Here is a 19421-nt window from a genome sequence, read left to right on the forward strand (position 1 = left end):
GACTGAATGGCCAGTCAGTAGGGAGACTGTGTCCCCAGCCGTGTCCCGGTGTCAATACTCCGTCGGCCCCTGTCTGGACCGCCCGTTGGGACCGGCCGTGTGCAGGGTGTGCCGTGTGCAGGGTGTGCGGAGACCGTCCGCGTACGGAGGGCCGTCCGCTCCGGAATAGGGTGACGGCATGGCGAGAGTGCGGTTGAGCGTGGAGGAGCGGCGCGGGGAGATGCTGCGCGCCGCCGTCGAGCAGATCGAGGCGCGGGGCGTGCCCGCCGTGCGGATCGCCGATGTGGCCTCGGCTCTCGGGGTGAGCAACGCGCTGGTGCTCTACCACTTCTCGACCAAGGAGAAGCTCGTGGCGGCCGCGTTCCACCACGCCGCCGAAGGCGACCTCGCCCAGCTGCGGAAGTTGCTCGGGCGCCGCACGCCGGCGGTGCACCGGCTGCGTGCGGCGGTGCGCTGGTACGCGCCGACCGGGCAGGCCAAGGGCTGGCGGCTGTGGATCGAGGGCTGGTCGGCGGCGCTGCGGGACCCGGGCCTGCGCGAGGTGACCCGGGATCTCGACCAGCAGTGGAAGGCGGCGCTGACCGAGGTCATCGCGGAGGGCGTCGAGGCGGGCGAGTTCCCCTGCGCGGATCCGGCCGCCGCGGCGTGGCGGCTGACCGCGCTGCTCGACGGGCTGGCGGTGCAGATGACGTCGTACACCGGCTACACCGGGGCGCTCACCCGCGCCACGATGCTGGAGTGGACGGACGACGCGCTGGCGCGCGAACTCGGCATCGACCGCGCGGCGCTCACGAGGCCACCGCAGCAGCAGTAACCCTCCCGGCGCTGTCGCCCTGGTCGCCCTTTTCGCCCTTGCCGTCCCGGACCATCGAATCGAGGATGGTCCGGACCGTTTCCTCGGTGATGCCGGGGTGGAGGAACGCGAGCCGGGCGACCGTTTCGCCCTCCCAGACGCTCGGGGTGATGAAGGCGACGCCCGACGCCAGAAGCTCCTTGGACCAGGCGTAGTAGTCCGCCGGCTGCCAGCCCGTACGACGGATGAGGACCACGGTCAGTTCGGGCTCGCGGAGCAGTTCCAGGCCGTCGTACTGCTCGACCAGGCGGGCCGTGCGCTGCGCGATGGCCGCGCCGTGGGCGACCGCGTCGCGGTAGGCGTCGGTGCCGTGGACGGCGAGGGAGAACCACAGCGGCAGGCCGCGGGGGCGCCGGGTCAGGTGGTAGGCGTAGTCGCTCGGATTCCACTCGCCGCCCTCGTCGTCCCCGTGGATGGCGTCCAGATACGAGGCGTCCTGCGTGTGCACGGCGCGCGCCGTCCTCGGGTCCCGGTAGAGCAGGGCGCCGCAGTCGAACGGCGCGAACATCCACTTGTGCGGGTCGACCACGAGGGAGTCGGCGTGCTCGATGCCCCGCAGCCGTTCCCGCAGTTCGGGAACGAAGAGCGCCGCGCCGCCGTACGCGGCGTCGATGTGCAGCCACAGACCGCGGGCGCGCGTCTGCCCGGCCACCCCCGCGAGGTCGTCGATGATCCCGGCATTGGTGGTGCCCGCGGTCGCGACGACGGCGACGACGGGTGCTCCGCCGTCCCGCTGCGCCGCGTCCAGGGCGGCGGTGAGTGCCTCTCCGGTCAGCCGGTGGTCGGTGGTGGGGACGACGAGGGCTTCGACGCCCAGGATGCGCAGGGTGTTGCCGACCGAGGAGTGGACCTGGTCGCTCACCGCGATCCGTACCGGGGCGCGTTCGTCGAGGCCGAGGCGGTCGCGGCCGGTGTCGCGGGCGACGACGAGGGCCGAGAGATTGCCGGCCGAGCCGCCGCTGACGAAGCAGCCGCCGGCGCCGGCGGGCAGGCCGGCCAGGTCGGCGAACAGGCGCAGTACGGAGTTCTCGGCGGCGACCGCGCCGGATGCCTCCAGCCAGGAGACGCCGTGCAGGGACGAGGCCGAGACCACCATGTCGAACAGGGCCGCGGCCTTGGTCGGGGCGCCGGGTATGAAGGCGAGGAAGGCCGGGTGGTCGCAGGAGACGACGGTCGGTTCGAGGTCCTCGGTGTAGGTGCGGAGCACGTCGGCGGGGTCCCGCGGGGCCGCTCCGATGGTGTCCTTCAGGGCCAGGGCCAGCTCCTGGTGGTCGCCGAGGCGGCCGAGCGGTGGCGGGTCGAGCCGGAGCCGGTGCAGGAGGTGGTCCATGACCTGCTGGGTGAGGTCCTCGTCGTAAGAGTGCACGGGGCGTCTCTCCTGTCGCGCGCTGCCGGTGGATATGCGAAGCGTTCTCATGGGCGATCTAATTGGGTCTCTGGCGGACCCAATTAGGAGCCTAAGGGCCACCCCCGTCCGCGTCAATCACGTTCGTCGCGAGGTGCGAGGTGCGAGGGGCGAGGGGCGCGGGGGGCGAGGGGTGCCAGCGGGGCGCCGGCGCGGAACGCGAGTGCGGAACAAGTGCGGCACGCGAGCGCGGCAGTGGCCTGAGCGGTCCGAGAGCGCCCCGGTGGCCCGGTGGCCCGGTGGCCCGGTGATCCGGCGTCGCGGTGATCCGGCTCGCGGTGGGTCAATCGTCCGAGGCGAACTGGCCCAGCAGGGCCAGGAACTGGCGGTGCGAGGCCCGCAGATGCTCCAGCATCCGGGCCTCCGCGGCATCACCGTCACCGGACAGCACGGCGAGCGCCACGCCCTCGTGCTCCTCGCGGAAGGCGCAGCCGAAGTCCCGGCCCGCCGGGTACACCCGGGTCCAGTCCGAGCCGAGCCACAGGGCGTTGCCGCCCACGAACATCTCGGTTCTGGCCCGGGTCACCGCCTCCGCCAGCACTTCGTTGCCGCCGGTGGTGGCGATGCCGAGGTGGAAGGCGGTGTCGACGCGGTGGTACGCGCCGAGGTCCGCCACCTCGGTGTCGAGCAGCGCCACGAGTTCACGGCGGGCGGTGCCCGACCCGCGCTCCGCGGCCAGCCGCGCCGCGAACGGCTCGATCGCCTGCCGGTACTCCATGTAGTCGCGCAGCGAGGCCCGGATCCCGGCCGTGATGGTGGCGCGCGCCCGCTCCCGGCCCGGCCGTACGGCCTCGACCCGGGTGCCGCCCGAGCGCCCCAACGTCGTGCTGACCAGCCCCTCTTCGGTCAGCTCGCGCAGCGCCTGCCGTACGGTGTTGCGGCCCACGCCGAAGACGCCGGCCAGTTCGCGCTCGGTGGGCAGCCGGTCGCCGGGGGCGAAACCGCCGAGGGCGATGCGCTGGCGCAGCGCCTCGGCCACCACCGCGTGCGAGGCTGCCTGTTTCGCGACGGCTGCTCGCTCGTCACGATTTCCGCTGCTGCTCACGTGCCCTCTCCCCGGTCGCGGGCCGGGCGCCTGCCGCCGTACCCCTGAGGGCCATGTTATTGGACCTGGCGCGGATCCTATTGACACTCCGATCTCGGCGACTTAGCGTCACCCCATCGTTTTTGGGTCTCACGCAAGCCCAATGGTCGGCCGTGAAGGGCCGCCCGTGAAGGAGTACGCGCATGAGCACAGCCCCTGGTGCCGGGACGGCACCCCTGAGCAGGTCCAACCCGTGGAAAGTCGCCGGGGCTTCGATGATCGGGACCAGCGTCGAGTGGTACGACTTCGGCATTTACGCCACCGCTGCCGCGCTGGTGTTCCCCGAGCTGTTCTTCCCGGAGATGAACCGGGCGCTGGGCACCCTCATGTCGTTCACGACACTGTTCGTCGGGTCTCTGGGGCGCCCGCTCGGGGCCATTGTCTTCGGCCACATCGGCGATCGCTTCGGCCGCAAGAGGGCTCTCATCTGGTCGATGACCCTGATGGGCGGGGCCACCGTCTGTGTCGGCCTGCTTCCGGGCTATGCGTCCATCGGCGTCGCCGCGCCGATCCTGCTCGTACTGATACGGATGATCCAGTCCCTCGCGGTCGGCGGCGAGTGGGGCGGGGCGGTCCTGTTCGCCGTCGAGCACGCCCCGCCGCGACGCAAGGCGTTCTTCGGATCCTTTCCCCAAGTCGGCGACGGCGTCGGGTACTTCCTCTCCACCGGTGTCTTCGCCCTGATGGCTCTGGTCGGCCACCGGGCGCTGGTGGACTGGGGCTGGCGCGTCCCCTTCCTGCTGTCCGCCGTGCTGGTCCTCGTCGGCCTGGTCATCCGCAGCAGCATGGAGGAGTCCCCCGAGTTCGAAGCGGCCCGGCTCGCCGAACAGGCCGAGGAGAAGCAGGCGGCGCCCTTCGTCGCCGTCATCCGCGACGCCTGGAAGACCTGGCTGCTGGCCTCGGGCGCCTTCCTCATCACGGTCGCCGGCTACTACATCGTGGTCACCTTCATGTCGACGTACGCCGTGTCGGACCTCGGGTTCACGGACTCCCAGGTGGCGGGCGCCGGTACGGCGGCCTCGGTCGTCGTCATCATCTGCACCCCGCTGGCGGCCCTGTTCGCCGACCGCTACGGGCTGCGCAAAGTGACGCTCACCGGGATCCTCCTCCATGTGGTGGTCGCCTTCCCGATGTTCTGGCTCGTCGACACCCACTCGGTGGCCGGGCTGTGGCTGGCGATGTGCCTGCCGATGCTGGCCAGCACGATCGCGTACGCCTCGATCGGCACACTTGTCTCCGGCTGGTTCGCCCCGAGGGTCCGCTACACGGGCCTCTCGATGAGCTTCCAGACGGCCGGCCTGGTCGGCACCCTGGCCCCGGCCGCGGTGACCTGGCTGTACAGCGACTTCGGCAACTCCTGGACCCCGGTCGCCCTGACCTTCGTGGCCATGGCGCTCGTCAGCGCGGTCTGCCTGACGGCGTGCGACCCGGGCCGTACGGCTGCGAACACCTCCGGAAGCGACGCCGGGAGTGTCAAGGAGAAGGAGAAGGTGGAGGGGGTGGACACACGGGCGGCCGGTGAAGCGGTCGGCATGTGACGGGCCGCCTCCGCCGGGTACCACAACCCGTGACGGGCGCCCTGGGGCGGTCCGGGCGGCCGCTCCCCTCCGTAGTCGCCCTGGTCAGCGTGGTTCGTCTGGCACTCACCCTGTGGCAGCTCGCGAACCCGTAGCACCGCTGTGCAGCGGCAGTCCGCCCTCCAGCTTCACAACGCCCCCGCCCGGCCTCGCGCTGGGCGGGCACCTCTTTGTCGATTCGGTTGGTGCTTCCTGCCACGTAGCCCTCTACACGCACCGCGCACCCTCTGTACCGTCATGAGTATGAGTCCGACGGATGGAGTCCGGATGCGTTGCCGAACGCTTGCAGGCCGTCGGCGCCTCGCCGCGAGGGGCGCGCGCTGATGTTGGAAGAAGCCGAGGAGATCGGCCGCCGTGCCCGCCGCGCCCGGCTCCGTCTCGGAATGCCTCAGGCAGACCTCGCCGCCGCCCTCAGGAAGTCCCAAGGGTGGGTGTCGAAAATGGAGAGCGGCAAAATCGAACTCGACCGTGTCGGCCTGCTCAACCAGGTCGCCGCCGAGCTCCACGTACACCCCAACGACCTGATCGGTCGGCCGTACAACAGTTCGCCCGACGAAAACCAATGGCAGGTTTCCGCGTCATCCATCCTGCGCGAACTGCGCCGGTACGACCTTGCCCCCGTCTTCGAAGGCACCCCCCGAACGGCCGGCCAACTCTGGCAAGAGACGACCCGACTGCACCGCCTGCGCGACGCCGCCGCAAACGTGGCGATCATCCAAATCCTGCCGGACCTGTTCCGCGAGGCCCGCGCCCTCGCCGAAGTGGCCACCGGTCACGAGCGCGAAGAGGCATTCGCTATCTACGCAGTGTGCTGCAAGTTCGCGCATACCTCCGCGCACGCCCTCGGACACCCCGAGTTGGTCGCCATGGCGTGCGAACGGGCCGCGTGGTCGGCTCGGCTGTCGGGTGACCCTGTCATGCCAGCCGTGGCCGACTGGATGCGAGTATGGGACATGTGGGCCACCGCGGATTGGGAGGACTCCATGGCCCTTTCCGATCGGGCCATTCGCAGTGTCCAGCAGGGATACGACCAAGGCGAGCCGCTCGCCTTGCGCGCGTGGGGGTCTCTGCAACTCCGCGCGGCTGTGTCCGCGGCGCGCGACTCCCGTACGTCGGAGGCCGAGGACCGCATCAACCACGCCAAGACAGCCGCCGAACGGTTGGGTGAGTACGCGGGGCCCCCGGTCTACGACCGGCATTCGCTCACGTTCTCTCCCGGCAACGTCCAGATTCACGCAATCAGCGTCGCACTGGAGATGCGCGAGCAGCGGAAGGCACTTGCCATAAACCGGCGAACGTCCCGACATCTGGTCGCTGCGCTCCCCAACTCCCGCCAAGGACAACATCACATGGACCTCGCCCGAGCGTGGCTGTGGGACGGAAACCGCGACAAGGCGTTGACGGAACTGGAAACAGCCGAGCGCATCGCGCCGCAGCTGATCCGCAACCACCCCATCGCCCGGTCAACCTTGCGCAGCATCGTCTACGCCGAACGAGCGGCTACTCGCGAGAAGCTGCGCCGCATGTCAGACCGCTTCCACCTCGACGGATGAGGGTGGTATTCCTCCGATTCATATTCGGCCTTTCGCTCCCTCCTAGCTTCGGAGCATGGCCCAACGAATCTCGAAGGAACTCACCCCACATAGCATCGAGTTAGATGCGGACGCGCCGTATCGTCCACGACTTGGCGACCTTGTCCGCGACCTCGCGAAGGGCGGGCAGATCGGGGTAGTGGTCGACCTGCCGAACAACAACTCGGCGTCGTACCAACTGCGTTTGCCCGGCGGTGCGGGCGACTGGCGAGCAAGCTCCGACAGGGGCACCCTGCTTCCCGTCGCCGTTGCAATCACACACGTCACCCCCGCAAAAATGGGTGACGCGGTGTACGACCACCGGGCGCAGCAGGCAGCGCTACCCATCACGCTTCACCACGAGGACGGGGGCACATCAGAGTCAGTGCTCATCCTCACTCCCTCGCAAGTTGAGCTGTACAACATGCAGTTCGCACAGCTCATCAAGAGGCGGGAGAGTGCACGGGGGCGGGCCCTGTGATCGCGCCCGCGTTGCCGTACGCGCCGATCAGTACTTCGACCGTGCAAGCCGCCCCGTCATCGCGTACAGATGTGAGTCGACCGCCAGAGGCCTCGCAGGTACCGGTGAGGTCATCCTCGGTCACTACCGCGCGACGTCGCCGCGCCTTGCCGCACGGCGGCTCAGGGGGCAGGCCGAGCACCTCCACGCGTCAAGCTGCCTGATAACTGCCGCCCCCGTGTTCCAACGGTTCCCCTGGCGCGGGGGCGGTGCCAAACCACCTGTCCGGAGTCGCACCGCCCAAGACCAAGGGAAGTGAGTCCATGGAACAGTTCGAGCGCGCCCGCCTCGATTCCTACTTCGCTCGAATCGCAGCTGCGTTCGCGCCGGCCGAGCGGCCGTCGTCCTTCCTGATCACGCATCTGCTGGCCGAACGTCCGTCGTTCGTACGAGCAGTTGGCACCGGGACCAAGCTGCGGGCCGTCCTGCCCAAGCCGAAGTCCATCGACCCCGCCACGCGCCGAGAGATCGAGAAGGTGACGCAGTGTGACACTCTGTCGCGCGGACTCTTCGAGGACGCCGAAGCCGCAGTCGACTACGTCGAATCGCGCGCCGCCGGCGAGGACGTCGTCTTGTGCGATGTGGGCGGCTACTTCGCTCCCATCCTCGACGATCTGTGCGACCGCTTTTCCGGCCGAATCCTCGGCGTCGTCGAGGACACCGAGAACGGACACAAGCGGTACGCGGAGCGCGACAAGCTGGCGTCCCGTCGTCTCCGTCGCCCGATCACCGCTCAAAGACCCCGAGGACTTCCTGGTCGGTCAGTCGGTCGTGTTCTCCACCGAGGCTGTCATGCGCGGGCGCGGCGACATCCTCCACGGTCGGCCCGCCCTCGTGATCGGCTTCGGTAAGCTCGGCTCTTCCATTGCCCGGCTCCTGCACGCCAAGGGCGTCCAAGTCACCGTATTCGACATCGACCCCGTACGCCGCACCCAGGCCCTGTCCCAGGGCTTCACCGTCGCGCGAGACCGCGAGACCGCGCTCACCGGCGCCGGGCTGGTGCTCTGCGCGACCGGCGCGGTCTCCCTGCGCGGCGAGGACTTCTCCCACCTGCGCAACGGCGCCTACGTTGCCACCGTCACATCCAGCGAGGACGAACTCGACCTTGCCAGCCTGCCGGACGTCTACACCCGCACGGTCGTCGGCGACCACGTCACCCGCTACCAGACCACCGGCCATTACTTCTATCTGGCGAATGGCGGAAACGCCGTCAACTTCCTGCACGGCGCCAGCGTGGGCCCGTTCATCTTCCTGGTACAGGCCGAGATACTCGCGGGTGTCCGAATGCTGGCCCGTGGCGACCTCGGACACGGTATGCACGAGGTAGACGCCGACGACCGGGCGACCATCGCGGCAACTTGGCTCAACTACTTCAACCGATAGGAGTCAGCACCCCATGCCGATCACGGCGCAGCATGTGCGCGAGACCCTCGACACCTACCTCGCCCGCCATCCGGAAGAGAAAGACAGCTTGTCCGTCCTCTCCGAGGTACTCGACAAGGCGGGCGACTCGATCGCCTCGCGCAGGGAATTCCGCGGACACGTCACGGCCGGGGCTGCCCTGATCCGTCCTGATGGTCGCGTGCTTACCATCGAGCACCGCGCGCTCCGTAAATGGCTGCTGCCCGGCGGACACGTCGAAGTGAGCGACACGACGCTTCTCGACGCCGCCCTGCGGGAGCTGGCCGAGGAAACCGGTATCAGCCCGGACCAGGTCGAGCCGGACAGCAGCGCACCGCTCCACATCGACACACACCCGATCCCGGCGAACCCCGACAAGGGCGAGGACGTCCACCAGCATTTCGACTTCCGCTACCTGTTCCGCACCACGGCCGACCTGGTCGAGTTGCAAGAGGAAGAGGTCACGGCCTACTCCTGGCAGTTCGCCGACATGCTGACTACCGAGCCCCTGCGCTCCCGAGTTGTGGCCGCCACGCGTTCGTAGGCCTCGTGCGAGCCCGATGGCCCACCCTGCTACGGCTCGTGGCCTGGAACGAGCAACGCGCCAGCCGGGATCTCTTCCCGGCCGGGGCGCCTTGAATCTGCTGAACTCCCCGCGGGGCGCCCTCGGTGCGGAATCACTCCTGCACCGGGGCGTTCTGCTGCCCGCCCTCGCCCGGGTGAGAACCTGAGCGTCTGGTGCGTTGAGGATGGCCCTGCTGACTGTCAGGATTCGGCTGGGCGTTGGCCCATTTCCCCAGTCGCTAGGCAATAGACCAATGCGGATTGTTCGACACTATCCAGGGCGGTGTCGTGTTGGACAGCGAACGTAGTTCACTCTCTAACCTGCTGAAGGAGAACAGTGGACCTGATCACCATTGCCCAGCGTGATGAGTTGTTCAACAGCTTCGAGCGCAGCGCCTTCCACCTTGAGCTGAGGGACGACTACGGTTCGCCCATTGAGGACACGCCATACGCACGATGGCAGAGGGGCGAGCCGGACGACTACGCGTGGCTCGGCCCGTGGATGACGCTCATGAAGCGGGTGACCGGCGAGGGCAGGACGGTGCGGCGCGTACGCGTGGTCACTGAGCCGCATTCTCAGTACGTGGGCTGGGAGAACTCGCTCACTCACCTGAACCTGGCGGCCGGCGAGGACATCAGGTGGCTCCCGCGGCACCAGATCCCGGACGGACTCACCTTCCCCATAACCGGCAATGACTGGTGGCTCTTCGATGACCGGCTCCTGGCCGTAGGGCACTTCGATGAGGAAGGGCGGGTCCTCGGGTCTGAGCTGATTGAAGACCCCGGAACCGTGTCCGAGTGCATCCGCGTTCGGGACCTGCTCTGGGCCTCCGCCATCCACCACGCCGAGTACTGCTCGCCGAACGGGCCCTGTGCTCCAACTTCGGTGGCCAGGAGGTAATGAGAGGACAGTTGGACCGCCTCCTGGCGGATCGGGCTCCCACGGCTCAGCCTGGGCTTCATTCCCCGGTCTGCGCCACTGCATATCCGCCCCGGCAATTCGTTTTCGATGTTTGACGACACATGCGAAACCGGGGCGCCTCCCGGTGAGGGGCGAACCGTGAGGCGTACTGAGGAAGACGACTCGGTGTGATGGACCGGGTGGGCGCGAAGCCGGAGAAGACCCAGGCGGCCGGCTGACGGTCACCGGCAGCCTTCGTCCTCGCAATTCTCGCTGGGCAGAGGCACTTTCCGCCTGGCGGCTGCCAAAGGCCGTACTGCCGTATCCCGGTCAGCGGGAAGAAGCTCTGTCGTTCAGGAATCGTGATGGATACGGTCCCGGCGACGGCCGGGAGGGACGCCCGTGCCCGTATCCCGCCGTGGGAGACGGGTCTCGCGCGATCCCCCAGGGCACGGCTGTTCCCGGAGAATTCCCGCACCCGGAAGGCCGCGAGCATGTCTGTGAACCTCGACGTACGCCGTGTCACCGACCTGTTCCACGTCTACGCGGATGCCCTGGACCGCCGCGACTGGGCCTGGCTGGACGATGTCTTCCTGGAGGACGTGCGCGCCGACTACAACGGGACCGAGGTCGTCGCGGGGCGGGCGGCGCTGACCGGGATGATTCGCGGATACCTCGACGGCTGCGGCCCCACGCAACACCTCATGGGCAACGCGCGCGTCGTGGTGGACGGCGACCGGGCCGAGGCGTCGGTCAAGATGCGGGTCCACCACGTCGGCGCTGCCGAACGCGCCGAGCTCACCTACGAGTGCTTCGGCTGGTATCACGCCGAACTGATCCGGACGGCGCGCGGCTGGCGGGTCGCCTCCTGGCGCCAGGAAGTCACACACCAGCTGGGCACGTTCGACGTGTTCGCCCGCGTCTGAGCCCCGTATCCGCGATGCCGAAACCCCATGAGGCCGAAGCCCCACCAAGCTGAAGCATGAACGGAGCGCGACATGCCCGAAAGCCGTGACAGCCTGCACGACTTCGCCCAGCAGTACGGACCGAGGGCGCTGATCACCGGTGCTTCCGAAGGGACCGGCGCCGCCTTTGCCCGGCAGATCGCCGCTCAGGGCATCGACCTCGTACTGCTGGCACGCCGTCCCGATCCGCTCCGGACACTGGCGGAGGAGATCGAGTCGACGTCTGCCGTCCAGGTGCGGACGGTCGCCGCCGATCTCACCTCCCCGACGCTGCTCGATGACATCGCGGATGCCACCGACGGCCTCGACATCGGGCTGCTGATCCACAACGCGGGCGCATCGGTCGGCAACGGTCTGTTCGCCGGCCGCCCGCCGGGCGACGCGCTGCACCTGCTCGATCTGAACTGCCGGAGTGCGGTCACGTTGGCTCATCACTACGGCCGCCCGATGATCGACCGGGGCCGTGGCGGGATCGTGCTCATGACGTCGCTGGCCTCGGCGGCCGGGAACGGCTACAACGCCGCGTACAGCGCCTCCAAGGCATTCGAGCGGGTGCTCGCGGAGGCCCTGTGGGTGGAGTACGGACAAGCCGGGGTGGACGTACTCGGGGTGGTCGCCGGTCTCACTGACACCCCGGCTGCCCGGCGGGAGGGACTCGTCCGGCCGGACGGTTCAGGCCTCGGCGGATTCACCCCCATGCACAGCGACGATGTCGTACGGGAGGCCCTGGCCGCCCTGGGCAACGGTTCACCGCTGCACACGCCGGGCGAGGCCAACCGGGCCGCCGCGCAGGCGATGTGGCCGGTGCCACGGCGCGACCTCGTGATGACGATGACGGACAGCAACGCGGACCTGTACGGATTCGACCGGCTGACCGCGCCGTAGCCCCGATGACGACGCGGCGGTCTGCCGCGTCGACTGCCCCTGACACGAGGTGGTCGACCGCCCCTGGCACGAGGTGGGAACCCGTCCGCACGCCGAAAAAAGAATGCAAGCACGCTTGCTTGTTTTCTTGGGCGCTGCCATGCTCCCGGACACGAAGCCGTGCCCCGGAGGGAGCGTTCCGTGTCCGATGCGAGTGCCGTGCTGGATGATCTGGTCGGTGAGAGTGCCGAACTAGATCTTCTCGTGGCGGAGTTGGGCGGTGAGCGGTGGGCGCTTGCCACCCCCGCTCCCCGGTGGACCGTCGCCCATCAGATCGCCCATCTCGCCTGGACCGACCGGGCCGCGCTGCTGGCCGTTACCGCGCCCGACGCCTTCGGGGCGGAGGTCGAGAAGGCGCTCGCCGCGCCGGAGACCTTTGTGGATGACGGGGCGGAGGAGGGCGCGGGGCTCGATCCGGCCGTGCTGCTCGCCCGTTGGCGTGAGGGCCGTGAAGAGCTTCAGCGGGCGTTGCGCACCGCCCCGCCCGGCGCGCGCTTCCCCTGGTACGGGCCGCCGATGAGCACCGCCTCCATGGCCACCGGGCGGCTGATGGAGACCTGGGCGCACGGCCAGGACGTGGCGGACGCGCTCGGGGTGAGGCGTGCACCGACCGCACGGCTGCGGCATGTGGCGCGGATCGGCGTGCGCGCCCGGGACTTCGCCTTCGGGGCGCGGGGGCTGGACGTGCCGGGCGAGGAGTTCCGGGTCGAACTGACCGCGCCGGACGGGGAGCTCTGGGCGTACGGGCCCGCCGACGCGGTCCAGCGGGTGACCGGGCCCGCGCTCGACTTCTGCCTGCTGGTCACCCAGCGCGCGCACCGCGACGACCTGGCCCTGCGCGCGGCGGGCGCCGACGCCGACCGGTGGCTCGGGATCGCGCAGGCCTTCGCCGGGCCGCCAGGCGCCGGACGTACGCCGAAGGGGACACCTCCGGGACCGGGGCGTACGCCGAAGGGCGCCGCGTGAGGCCGCTGCGGGTCGGGAACGCATCCGGCTTCTACGGCGACCGGTTCGGCGCGATGAAGGAGATGCTCACCGGCGGCAGCCTGGATGTGCTGACCGGGGACTACCTCGCCGAGCTGACCATGCTCATCCTCGGCCGCGACCGCCTCAAGGACCCCCGCACCGGCTACGCCAGGACCTTTCTGCGCCAGCTGGAGGAGTGCATCGGTGAGGCCCACGACCGGGGGGTGCGGATCGTCACCAATGCGGGCGGCCTCAATCCGGCCGGACTCGCCGATGCGGTAAGGGTGTTGAGTGAGCGGGTCGGTGTCCCGGTGCGGGTCGCCCACGTCGAGGGCGATGCGCTGCCGCTGCCGGACGGCGCGCTGACCGCCAACGCCTATCTGGGCGGCGCCGGAATCACCGCGTGTCTGCGGGGCGGGGCCGATGTGGTGGTCACCGGCCGGGTGACGGATGCGGCGCTGGTCAGCGGGCCCGCCGCCTGGCACTTCGGCTGGGGTCCCGACGACCTCGACCAGCTGGCGGGCGCGGTGGCCGCCGGGCATGTGCTGGAGTGCGGGACCCAGGCGACCGGCGGCAACTACTCCTTTTTCACCGCGCACGACATACGGCACCCCGGCTTCCCGGTCGCGGAGATCGGCGCCGACGGATCGGCCGTGATCACCAAGCACGCCGGTACGGGCGGGGTGGTCGACATCGGGACGGTGACCGCGCAGCTGCTGTACGAGACGGGCGGCGCCCGGTACGCCGGTCCCGATGTCACGACCCGGCTCGACACCGTACGGCTGACGCAGGACGGGCCCGACCGGGTACGGATATCCGGCGTACGGGGCGAGGCACCGCCCCCGACGCTCAAGGCCGGGGTGACCCGTATCGGCGGCTGGCGCAACGAGGTCGTGTTCGTGCTCACCGGCCTCGACATCGAGGCCAAGGCTGCGCTGGTCCGCGACCAGGTGGAGGACGCCTTCGGGACAGCGGCCGGGGAGCCAGCGGAATTCGGGGCGACCCGCGGGCCGGGCAAGTCCCGCCCGGCCGACGTCCGGTGGGAGCTGGTGCGCACGGATCGCGCCGACGCCGACAGCGAGGAGTGCGCGAGTGCGCTGCTCCGCCTGGTGGTGCGTGATGCGGAACGGGAGGCGGTCGGGCGGGTGGTGAGCGGCGCCGCGATCGAGCTGGCGCTCGGCAGCTACCCCGGGTTCCATGTGACCTCCCCGCCGGGCAAGGGCGCGCCGTACGGAGTGTTCGACGCGGTGTACGTGGACCGGGACGCGGTGGAGCACGTGGCCGTACTCCCGGACGGGGCACGGATGGTGGTGCCGGATCCGGCCCGTACGTCGGTGCTCACGGCGGTCGTTGAGCCCGCCCTGCCCGAGCGGCTGCCTGACGCGTTGCCCGGGAACAGTGCCGTACGGCGTATCCCGCTCGGGCGGGTCGCCGGGGCGCGCAGCGGGGACAAGGGCGGCGACGTGAACGTGGGCGTGTGGGTGCGGACGGACACCGCGTGGCGCTGGCTGGCGCACACGCTCACCGTCGAGCGCTTCCAGGAGCTGCTGCCCGAGACACGGGACCTGGTGGTCTCGCGCCATGTGCTGCCGAATCTGCGGGCGTTGAACTTCGTGGTGGAGGGCCTGCTGGGGGAGGGCGTCGCGGCGCAGGAACGGTTCGATCCGCAGGGCAAAGGGGTGGGGGAGTGGCTCCGGAGCCGACTGGTCGACGTGCCGGCGGAGGTCGAAATGCCGGGATATTCCGCCGATTGAGGCCACCGAGCCGTCCCGCGCGCTCATCTCCCGTCCCCACCCCAGGAGCACCGGACCTGCACCCCAGGAGCCCCCGATGACCACCCTCCGTACCGCCATCGACCCCGCGTCCCCCGAATACACCGCCCACCGCGAGTCCATGCTCACCAAGCTCGCCGACCTGGAGGCCGAGCACACCAAAGCGCTCGCCGGCGGTGGTGAGAAGTACATCGACCGGCACCGCAAACGCGGCAAGCTCCTCGCCCGCGAGCGCATCGAGCTGCTGCTCGACCCCGACACGCCCTTCCTCGAACTGTCCCCGCTCGCCGCCTGGGGAACCGACTACCCCCTCGGCGCCTCCATGGTCACCGGCATCGGCACGGTCGAAGGCGTCGAGTGCCTGATCACCGCCAACGACCCCACGGTGCGTGGCGGCGCCAGCAACCCCTGGACGCTGAAGAAGGCCTTCCGGGCCAACGAGATCGCGTACGCCAACCGCCTCCCCTGCATCAGCCTCGTCGAGTCCGGCGGCGCCGACCTCCCCTCCCAGAAGGAGATCTTCATCCCGGGCGGCGCGCTCTTCCGCGACATCACCCGGCTCTCCGCCGCCGGGATCCCCACCGTCGCCGTGGTCTTCGGCAACTCGACGGCGGGCGGCGCGTATGTGCCGGGCATGTCCGACCACGTGATCATGATCAAGGAGCGGTCGAAGGTCTTCCTCGGCGGGCCGCCGCTGGTCAAGATGGCGACCGGTGAGGAGTCCGACGACGAGTCGCTCGGCGGCGCCGAGATGCACGCCCGTACCTCCGGGCTCGCCGACTACCTCGCGCTGGACGAGCCCGACGCGCTGCGCCAGACCCGCCGCGTCATCGCCCGCCTCAACTGGCGCAAGGCGCAGCCGGATCCGCCGGGCCCCGCCGTGCCGCCCCGGTACGACGAGGACGAACTGCTCGGTATCGTGCCCGGCGATCTGAAGACCCCCTTCGACCCGCTCGAAGTCATCGCGCGCATCACCGACGGCTCGGACTTCGACGCGTTCAAGCCGCTCTACGGGCCGAGCCTGGTCACCGGCTGGGCCGAACTGCACGGCTACCCCATCGGCATCCTCGCCAACGCGCAGGGCGTCCTCTTCTCCGAGGAGTCCCAGAAGGCCGCCCAGTTCATCCAGCTGGCCAACCAGCGCGACATCCCGCTGCTCTTCCTGCACAACACCACCGGCTACATGGTCGGCAAGGAGTACGAACAGGGCGGCATCATCAAACACGGCGCGATGATGATCAACGCCGTCTCGAACTCGAAGGTCCCGCACCTCTCCGTCCTGATGGGCGCCTCCTACGGCGCGGGCCACTACGGCATGTGCGGGCGCGCCTACGACCCCCGGTTCCTCTTCGCCTGGCCCAGCGCCAAGTCCGCCGTCATGGGACCGCAGCAGCTGGCGGGTGTGCTGTCGATCGTCGCCCGCGCCTCCGCGCAGGCCAAGGGGCAGCCGTACGACGACGAAGCGGACGCCGCGCTGCGCGCCATGGTCGAGCAGCAGATCGAGTCGGAGTCCCTGCCGATGTTCCTGTCCGGGCGGCTGTACGACGACGGGGTGATCGACCCGCGCGACACCAGGACCGTGCTCGGCCTGTGTCTGTCCGCCATCCACAACGCACCGGTCGAGGGCGCCCGTGGCGGCTTCGGCATCTTCCGGATGTGAGGACAGAGATGACAACGAAGATGATCACCTCCCTCCTTGTCGCCAACCGCGGCGAGATCGCCTGCCGTGTCTTCCGTACCTGCCGTGCCCTGGGCATCGCGACCGTGGCCGTCTTCTCCGACGCGGACGCGGACGCGCTGCACGTACGGGAGGCGGACACCGCCGTACGGCTGCCGGGCACGGCGCCCGCCGACACCTATCTCCGCGCCGACCTCGTCGTCGCGGCGGCGCTCGCCGCGGGCGCGGACGCCGTCCACCCGGGCTACGGCTTCCTCTCCGAGAACGCCGGATTCGCCCGTGCGGTCACCGGGGCCGGGCTCACCTGGGTCGGCCCCTCCGCCGACGCCATCGAGGCGATGGCGTCCAAGACCCGCGCCAAGAAGCTCATGGCCGGGGCCGGAGTCCCCCTGCTGGCCCCCGTCGACCCGGACAGCGCGACCGCCGCGGATCTGCCGCTGCTGCTCAAGGCGGCGGCGGGCGGCGGCGGGCGCGGGATGCGTGTCGTACGCGAACTCGGCGCGCTGGAGGGCGAGATGACGGCCGCTGTCGCCGAGGCGCGGTCGGCCTTCGGGGACGGCGAGGTGTTCGCCGAGCCGTATGTGGAGCGCGGGCGCCATGTCGAGGTGCAGATCATGGCCGACGCGCACGGCGCGGTCTGGGCGCTGGGCACCCGGGACTGTTCCCTCCAGCGCCGCCACCAGAAGGTCATCGAGGAGGCCCCGGCCCCCGGCCTCCCCGACACCCTGCGCACCACGCTCCACGAGGCCGCCACCGCCGCCGCCCGAGCGGTGGAGTACCAGGGCGCGGGGACCGTGGAGTTCCTGGTCGCGGAGGGCGGCGACCGGGCGTACTTCCTGGAGATGAACACCCGGCTACAGGTCGAACACCCCGTCACCGAGGCGGTGTTCGGGCTCGACCTGGTCGCGCTCCAGCTCCGTGTCGCCGAGGGCGAACCGCTCCCGCAGGGCGGCCCCCCGCCGCCGCGCGGCCACGCCGTGGAGGCCCGCCTCTACGCGGAGGACCCGGCCGCCGGATGGGCCCCGCAGACCGGCACCCTGCACCGGCTCGACGTGCCGGGCACCGGCGCCTTGGAAGGCAGCACACCCACGGGGACACCCACCGTCCGGCTGGACACCGGCTACACCGGCGGCGACACCATCGGCATCCACTACGACCCGATGCTCGCCAAGGTCATCGCCCATGCCTCCACCCGCACCGAGGCGGTGCGCACCCTCGCGTACGCCCTCGAACGCGCCCGTATCCACGGCCCGGTCACCAACCGCGAACTGCTCGTACGGTCCCTGCGCCACCCGGACTTCACCGCGGCCCGGCTCGACACCGGCTTCTACGACCGGCACCTCCCCGGACTCACCGCCCCCGCCCCCGATCCGCTCGCCGCGCTCGCCGCCGCCCTCGCGGACGCGGCGCGGGCCCGGACCGGCGGCTGGCGGAACGTACCGTCCCAGCCGCAGACCAAGACCTACCGCTCCGAACCGGACGGTGAGGTGTACGAGATCCGCTACCGCCTCACCCGGGACGGTCTGCGCGCCGACGGATTCCCCGGCGTACGGCTGCACGCCGCCACGCCCCGGCGCGTCTCGCTCGAAGCCGGCGGGGTGCTGCGGCACTTCGACGTCGAGGTGCACGGCGACCGCGCCCACGTCGGCCCGCACACCCTCACCCGGCTGCCCCGCTTCCCCGACCCGGCCGCCCGCACCGTGCCGGGCTCGCTGCTCGCGCCGATGCCCGGCACGGTCGTCCGGGTCGCCGACGGACTCGCGGCCGGGGACGCCGTCACCGCCGGGCAGCCGCTGATCTGGCTGGAGGCCATGAAGATGGAGCACCGCATCACCGCCCCGGCATCCGGCACCCTCACCGCACTCCACGCCGCCCCGGGCCGCCAGGTCGAGGTCGGCGCACTGCTCGCCGTCGTACAGACCGCACAGGACACAGCACGTACACAGCCGGACACACAGGAGGCCCTGGAGTCATGAGTACTGGCACTGGCACTGGCACAAGCGTGAGCACCGGGAACACCCCCGTCGAAACCGAGGAGCGCGCGGCCCTGCGCGCCGCCGTGGCCGCCCTCGGCAAGCGTCACGCCGGCACCAGCCACCGTGACTACGACCGGCAGGCCCTCTGGGCCGCTGCGGCGAAGCTCGGCTACCTCGGTGTCAGCCTCCCCGAGGAGTACGGCGGCGGGGGCGGCGGCATCGCCGAACTCTCCATAGTGCTGGAGGAGTTGGGTGCCGCAGGCTGCCCGCTCCTGATGATGGTCGTCTCGCCCGCCATCTGCGGCACGGTCATCGCCCGCTTCGGCACGGACGCGCAGAAACAGCGGTGGCTCCCCGGCCTCGCGGACGGATCACTCACGCTCGCCTTCGGCATCACCGAGCCGGACGCCGGGTCAAACTCCCACCGCATCACCACCACCGCCCGCCGCGACAGTGGGGGAGACTGGCTGCTCACCGGGCGGAAGGTCTTCATATCCGGCGTCGACCTGGCCGACGCGACCCTGATCGTCGGCCGCACCGAGGACGCCCGTACCGGACGCCTCAAGCCCTGCCTCTTCCTCGTACCCCGGGACGCACCCGGCTTCCGGCGCACTCAGATCGACATGGAGATCCAGGCGCCGGAGAAGCAGTTCGAGCTGGTCCTGGACGACGTGCGGCTGCCCGCCGACGCCCTGGTCGGCAGCGAGGACGCCGGGCTGCTCCAGCTCTTCGCCGGGCTGAACCCCGAGCGGATCATGACCGCCGCCTTCGCGATCGGGATGGGCCGCTACGCCCTGGCGAAGGCCGTCGACTACGCGAAGACCCGGCAGGTCTGGAAGGAGCCCATCGGCTCCCACCAGGCGATCGCGCACCCGCTCGCCCAGTCCCACATCGAACTCGAACTCGCCCGGCTGATGATGCAGAAGGCCGCCGCGCTCTACGACGCGGGCGACGACCTGGGCGCGGGCGAGGCGGCCAACATGGCCAAGTACGCGGCGGGCGAGGCCTGTGTGAAGGCCGTCGACCAGTCCGTGCACACCCTCGGCGGCAACGGCCTCACCCGCGAGTACGGCCTGGCGGCACTCATCACCGCGTCCCGGGTGGCCCGGATCGCGCCGGTCAGCCGGGAAATGATCCTCAACTTCGTGTCCCACCAGTCCCTGGGTCTCCCCAAGTCCTACTGACAGCAGCGATTCTGGTGCGATCGCCCAGGCATCGGCCCGCCCGCACCGGGCCACGCACACGTCGCGCGTCGAAGGGGACT

At 70.3% G+C, this 19421-nt stretch carries 15 protein-coding genes and 1 pseudogene; 14 read left to right on the forward strand and 2 right to left on the reverse strand.

The genetic code is table 11. The features are described 5' to 3' along the window. The first annotated feature begins 178 nt into the window (after positions 1-178). On the forward strand, positions 179-814 hold the full coding sequence (locus OG385_RS18460) for a TetR/AcrR family transcriptional regulator (protein WP_266855743.1): 636 nt from the start codon (positions 179-181) through the stop codon (positions 812-814). Here OG385_RS18460 and OG385_RS18465 read toward each other — a convergent pair. Together OG385_RS18465 and OG385_RS18470 are read right to left on the reverse strand one after the other, a co-directional pair. After that, positions 789-2219: a pyridoxal-dependent decarboxylase gene (locus OG385_RS18465; RefSeq protein WP_266855744.1), complete on the reverse strand. Its 1431-nt coding sequence runs from the start codon at positions 2217-2219 to the stop codon at positions 789-791. The genes OG385_RS18460 and OG385_RS18465 overlap by 26 nt on opposite strands. Before the next feature lie 322 nt (positions 2220-2541). Further along, on the reverse strand, positions 2542-3303 hold the full coding sequence (locus tag OG385_RS18470) for a GntR family transcriptional regulator (protein ID WP_323183795.1): 762 nt from the start codon (positions 3301-3303) through the stop codon (positions 2542-2544). Between the two features lie 182 nt (positions 3304-3485). On the opposite strand from OG385_RS18470, the gene OG385_RS18475 reads away from it, so the two are divergent. The 13 genes and pseudogenes from OG385_RS18475 (at position 3486) to OG385_RS18535 (ending at position 19341) form a co-directional block, all read left to right on the forward strand. Further along, positions 3486-4880, forward strand: a complete 1395-nt coding sequence (locus tag OG385_RS18475; protein ID WP_266855745.1) for an MFS transporter — start codon at positions 3486-3488, stop codon at positions 4878-4880. Between the two features lie 362 nt (positions 4881-5242). Further along, positions 5243-6472, forward strand: coding sequence for a helix-turn-helix transcriptional regulator (locus OG385_RS18480; protein WP_266855746.1), 1230 nt, complete (start codon positions 5243-5245; stop codon positions 6470-6472). A 55-nt stretch (positions 6473-6527) separates the two neighbouring features. Next, complete coding sequence (locus OG385_RS18485; protein WP_266855747.1) at positions 6528-6971, forward strand: hypothetical protein; 444 nt, start codon at positions 6528-6530, stop codon at positions 6969-6971. 302 nt (positions 6972-7273) lie between these two features. Further along, positions 7274-8393 (forward strand): annotated as a pseudogene (locus tag OG385_RS18490) (adenosylhomocysteinase). A gap of 13 nt (positions 8394-8406) precedes the next feature. Next, positions 8407-8955, forward strand: coding sequence for an NUDIX hydrolase (locus OG385_RS18495; protein ID WP_266855748.1), 549 nt, complete (start codon positions 8407-8409; stop codon positions 8953-8955). A gap of 357 nt (positions 8956-9312) precedes the next feature. Continuing rightward, on the forward strand, positions 9313-9876 hold the full coding sequence (locus tag OG385_RS18500) for a DUF6879 family protein (RefSeq protein ID WP_266855749.1): 564 nt from the start codon (positions 9313-9315) through the stop codon (positions 9874-9876). A 494-nt stretch (positions 9877-10370) separates the two neighbouring features. Further along, positions 10371-10802, forward strand: coding sequence for a nuclear transport factor 2 family protein (locus OG385_RS18505; RefSeq protein WP_266855750.1), 432 nt, complete (start codon positions 10371-10373; stop codon positions 10800-10802). 72 nt (positions 10803-10874) lie between these two features. Next, positions 10875-11726: an SDR family oxidoreductase gene (locus OG385_RS18510; protein ID WP_266855751.1), complete on the forward strand. Its 852-nt coding sequence runs from the start codon at positions 10875-10877 to the stop codon at positions 11724-11726. A 180-nt stretch (positions 11727-11906) separates the two neighbouring features. After that, positions 11907-12731 (forward strand): TIGR03084 family metal-binding protein, encoded by an 825-nt coding sequence (locus OG385_RS18515; protein ID WP_266855752.1) that lies wholly within the window; start codon positions 11907-11909, stop codon positions 12729-12731. Further along, complete coding sequence (locus tag OG385_RS18520) at positions 12728-14485, forward strand: acyclic terpene utilization AtuA family protein (protein ID WP_266855753.1); 1758 nt, start codon at positions 12728-12730, stop codon at positions 14483-14485. Before OG385_RS18515 ends, OG385_RS18520 begins: the two co-directional genes overlap by 4 nt. A gap of 76 nt (positions 14486-14561) precedes the next feature. Then, positions 14562-16163, forward strand: a complete 1602-nt coding sequence (locus OG385_RS18525) for an acyl-CoA carboxylase subunit beta (protein WP_266855754.1) — start codon at positions 14562-14564, stop codon at positions 16161-16163. 20 nt (positions 16164-16183) lie between these two features. Beyond that, on the forward strand, positions 16184-18157 hold the full coding sequence (locus OG385_RS18530) for a biotin carboxylase N-terminal domain-containing protein (RefSeq protein ID WP_266860973.1): 1974 nt from the start codon (positions 16184-16186) through the stop codon (positions 18155-18157). Between the two features lie 26 nt (positions 18158-18183). Further along, a complete protein-coding gene (locus OG385_RS18535) occupies positions 18184-19341 on the forward strand; it encodes an acyl-CoA dehydrogenase family protein (protein WP_266860975.1) in 1158 nt (385 codons plus the stop codon). Positions 19342-19421: the final 80 nt, after the last annotated feature.

The sequence above is a fragment of the Streptomyces sp. NBC_01306 genome (assembly GCF_026340465.1).
GTDB lineage: Bacteria > Actinomycetota > Actinomycetes > Streptomycetales > Streptomycetaceae > Streptomyces.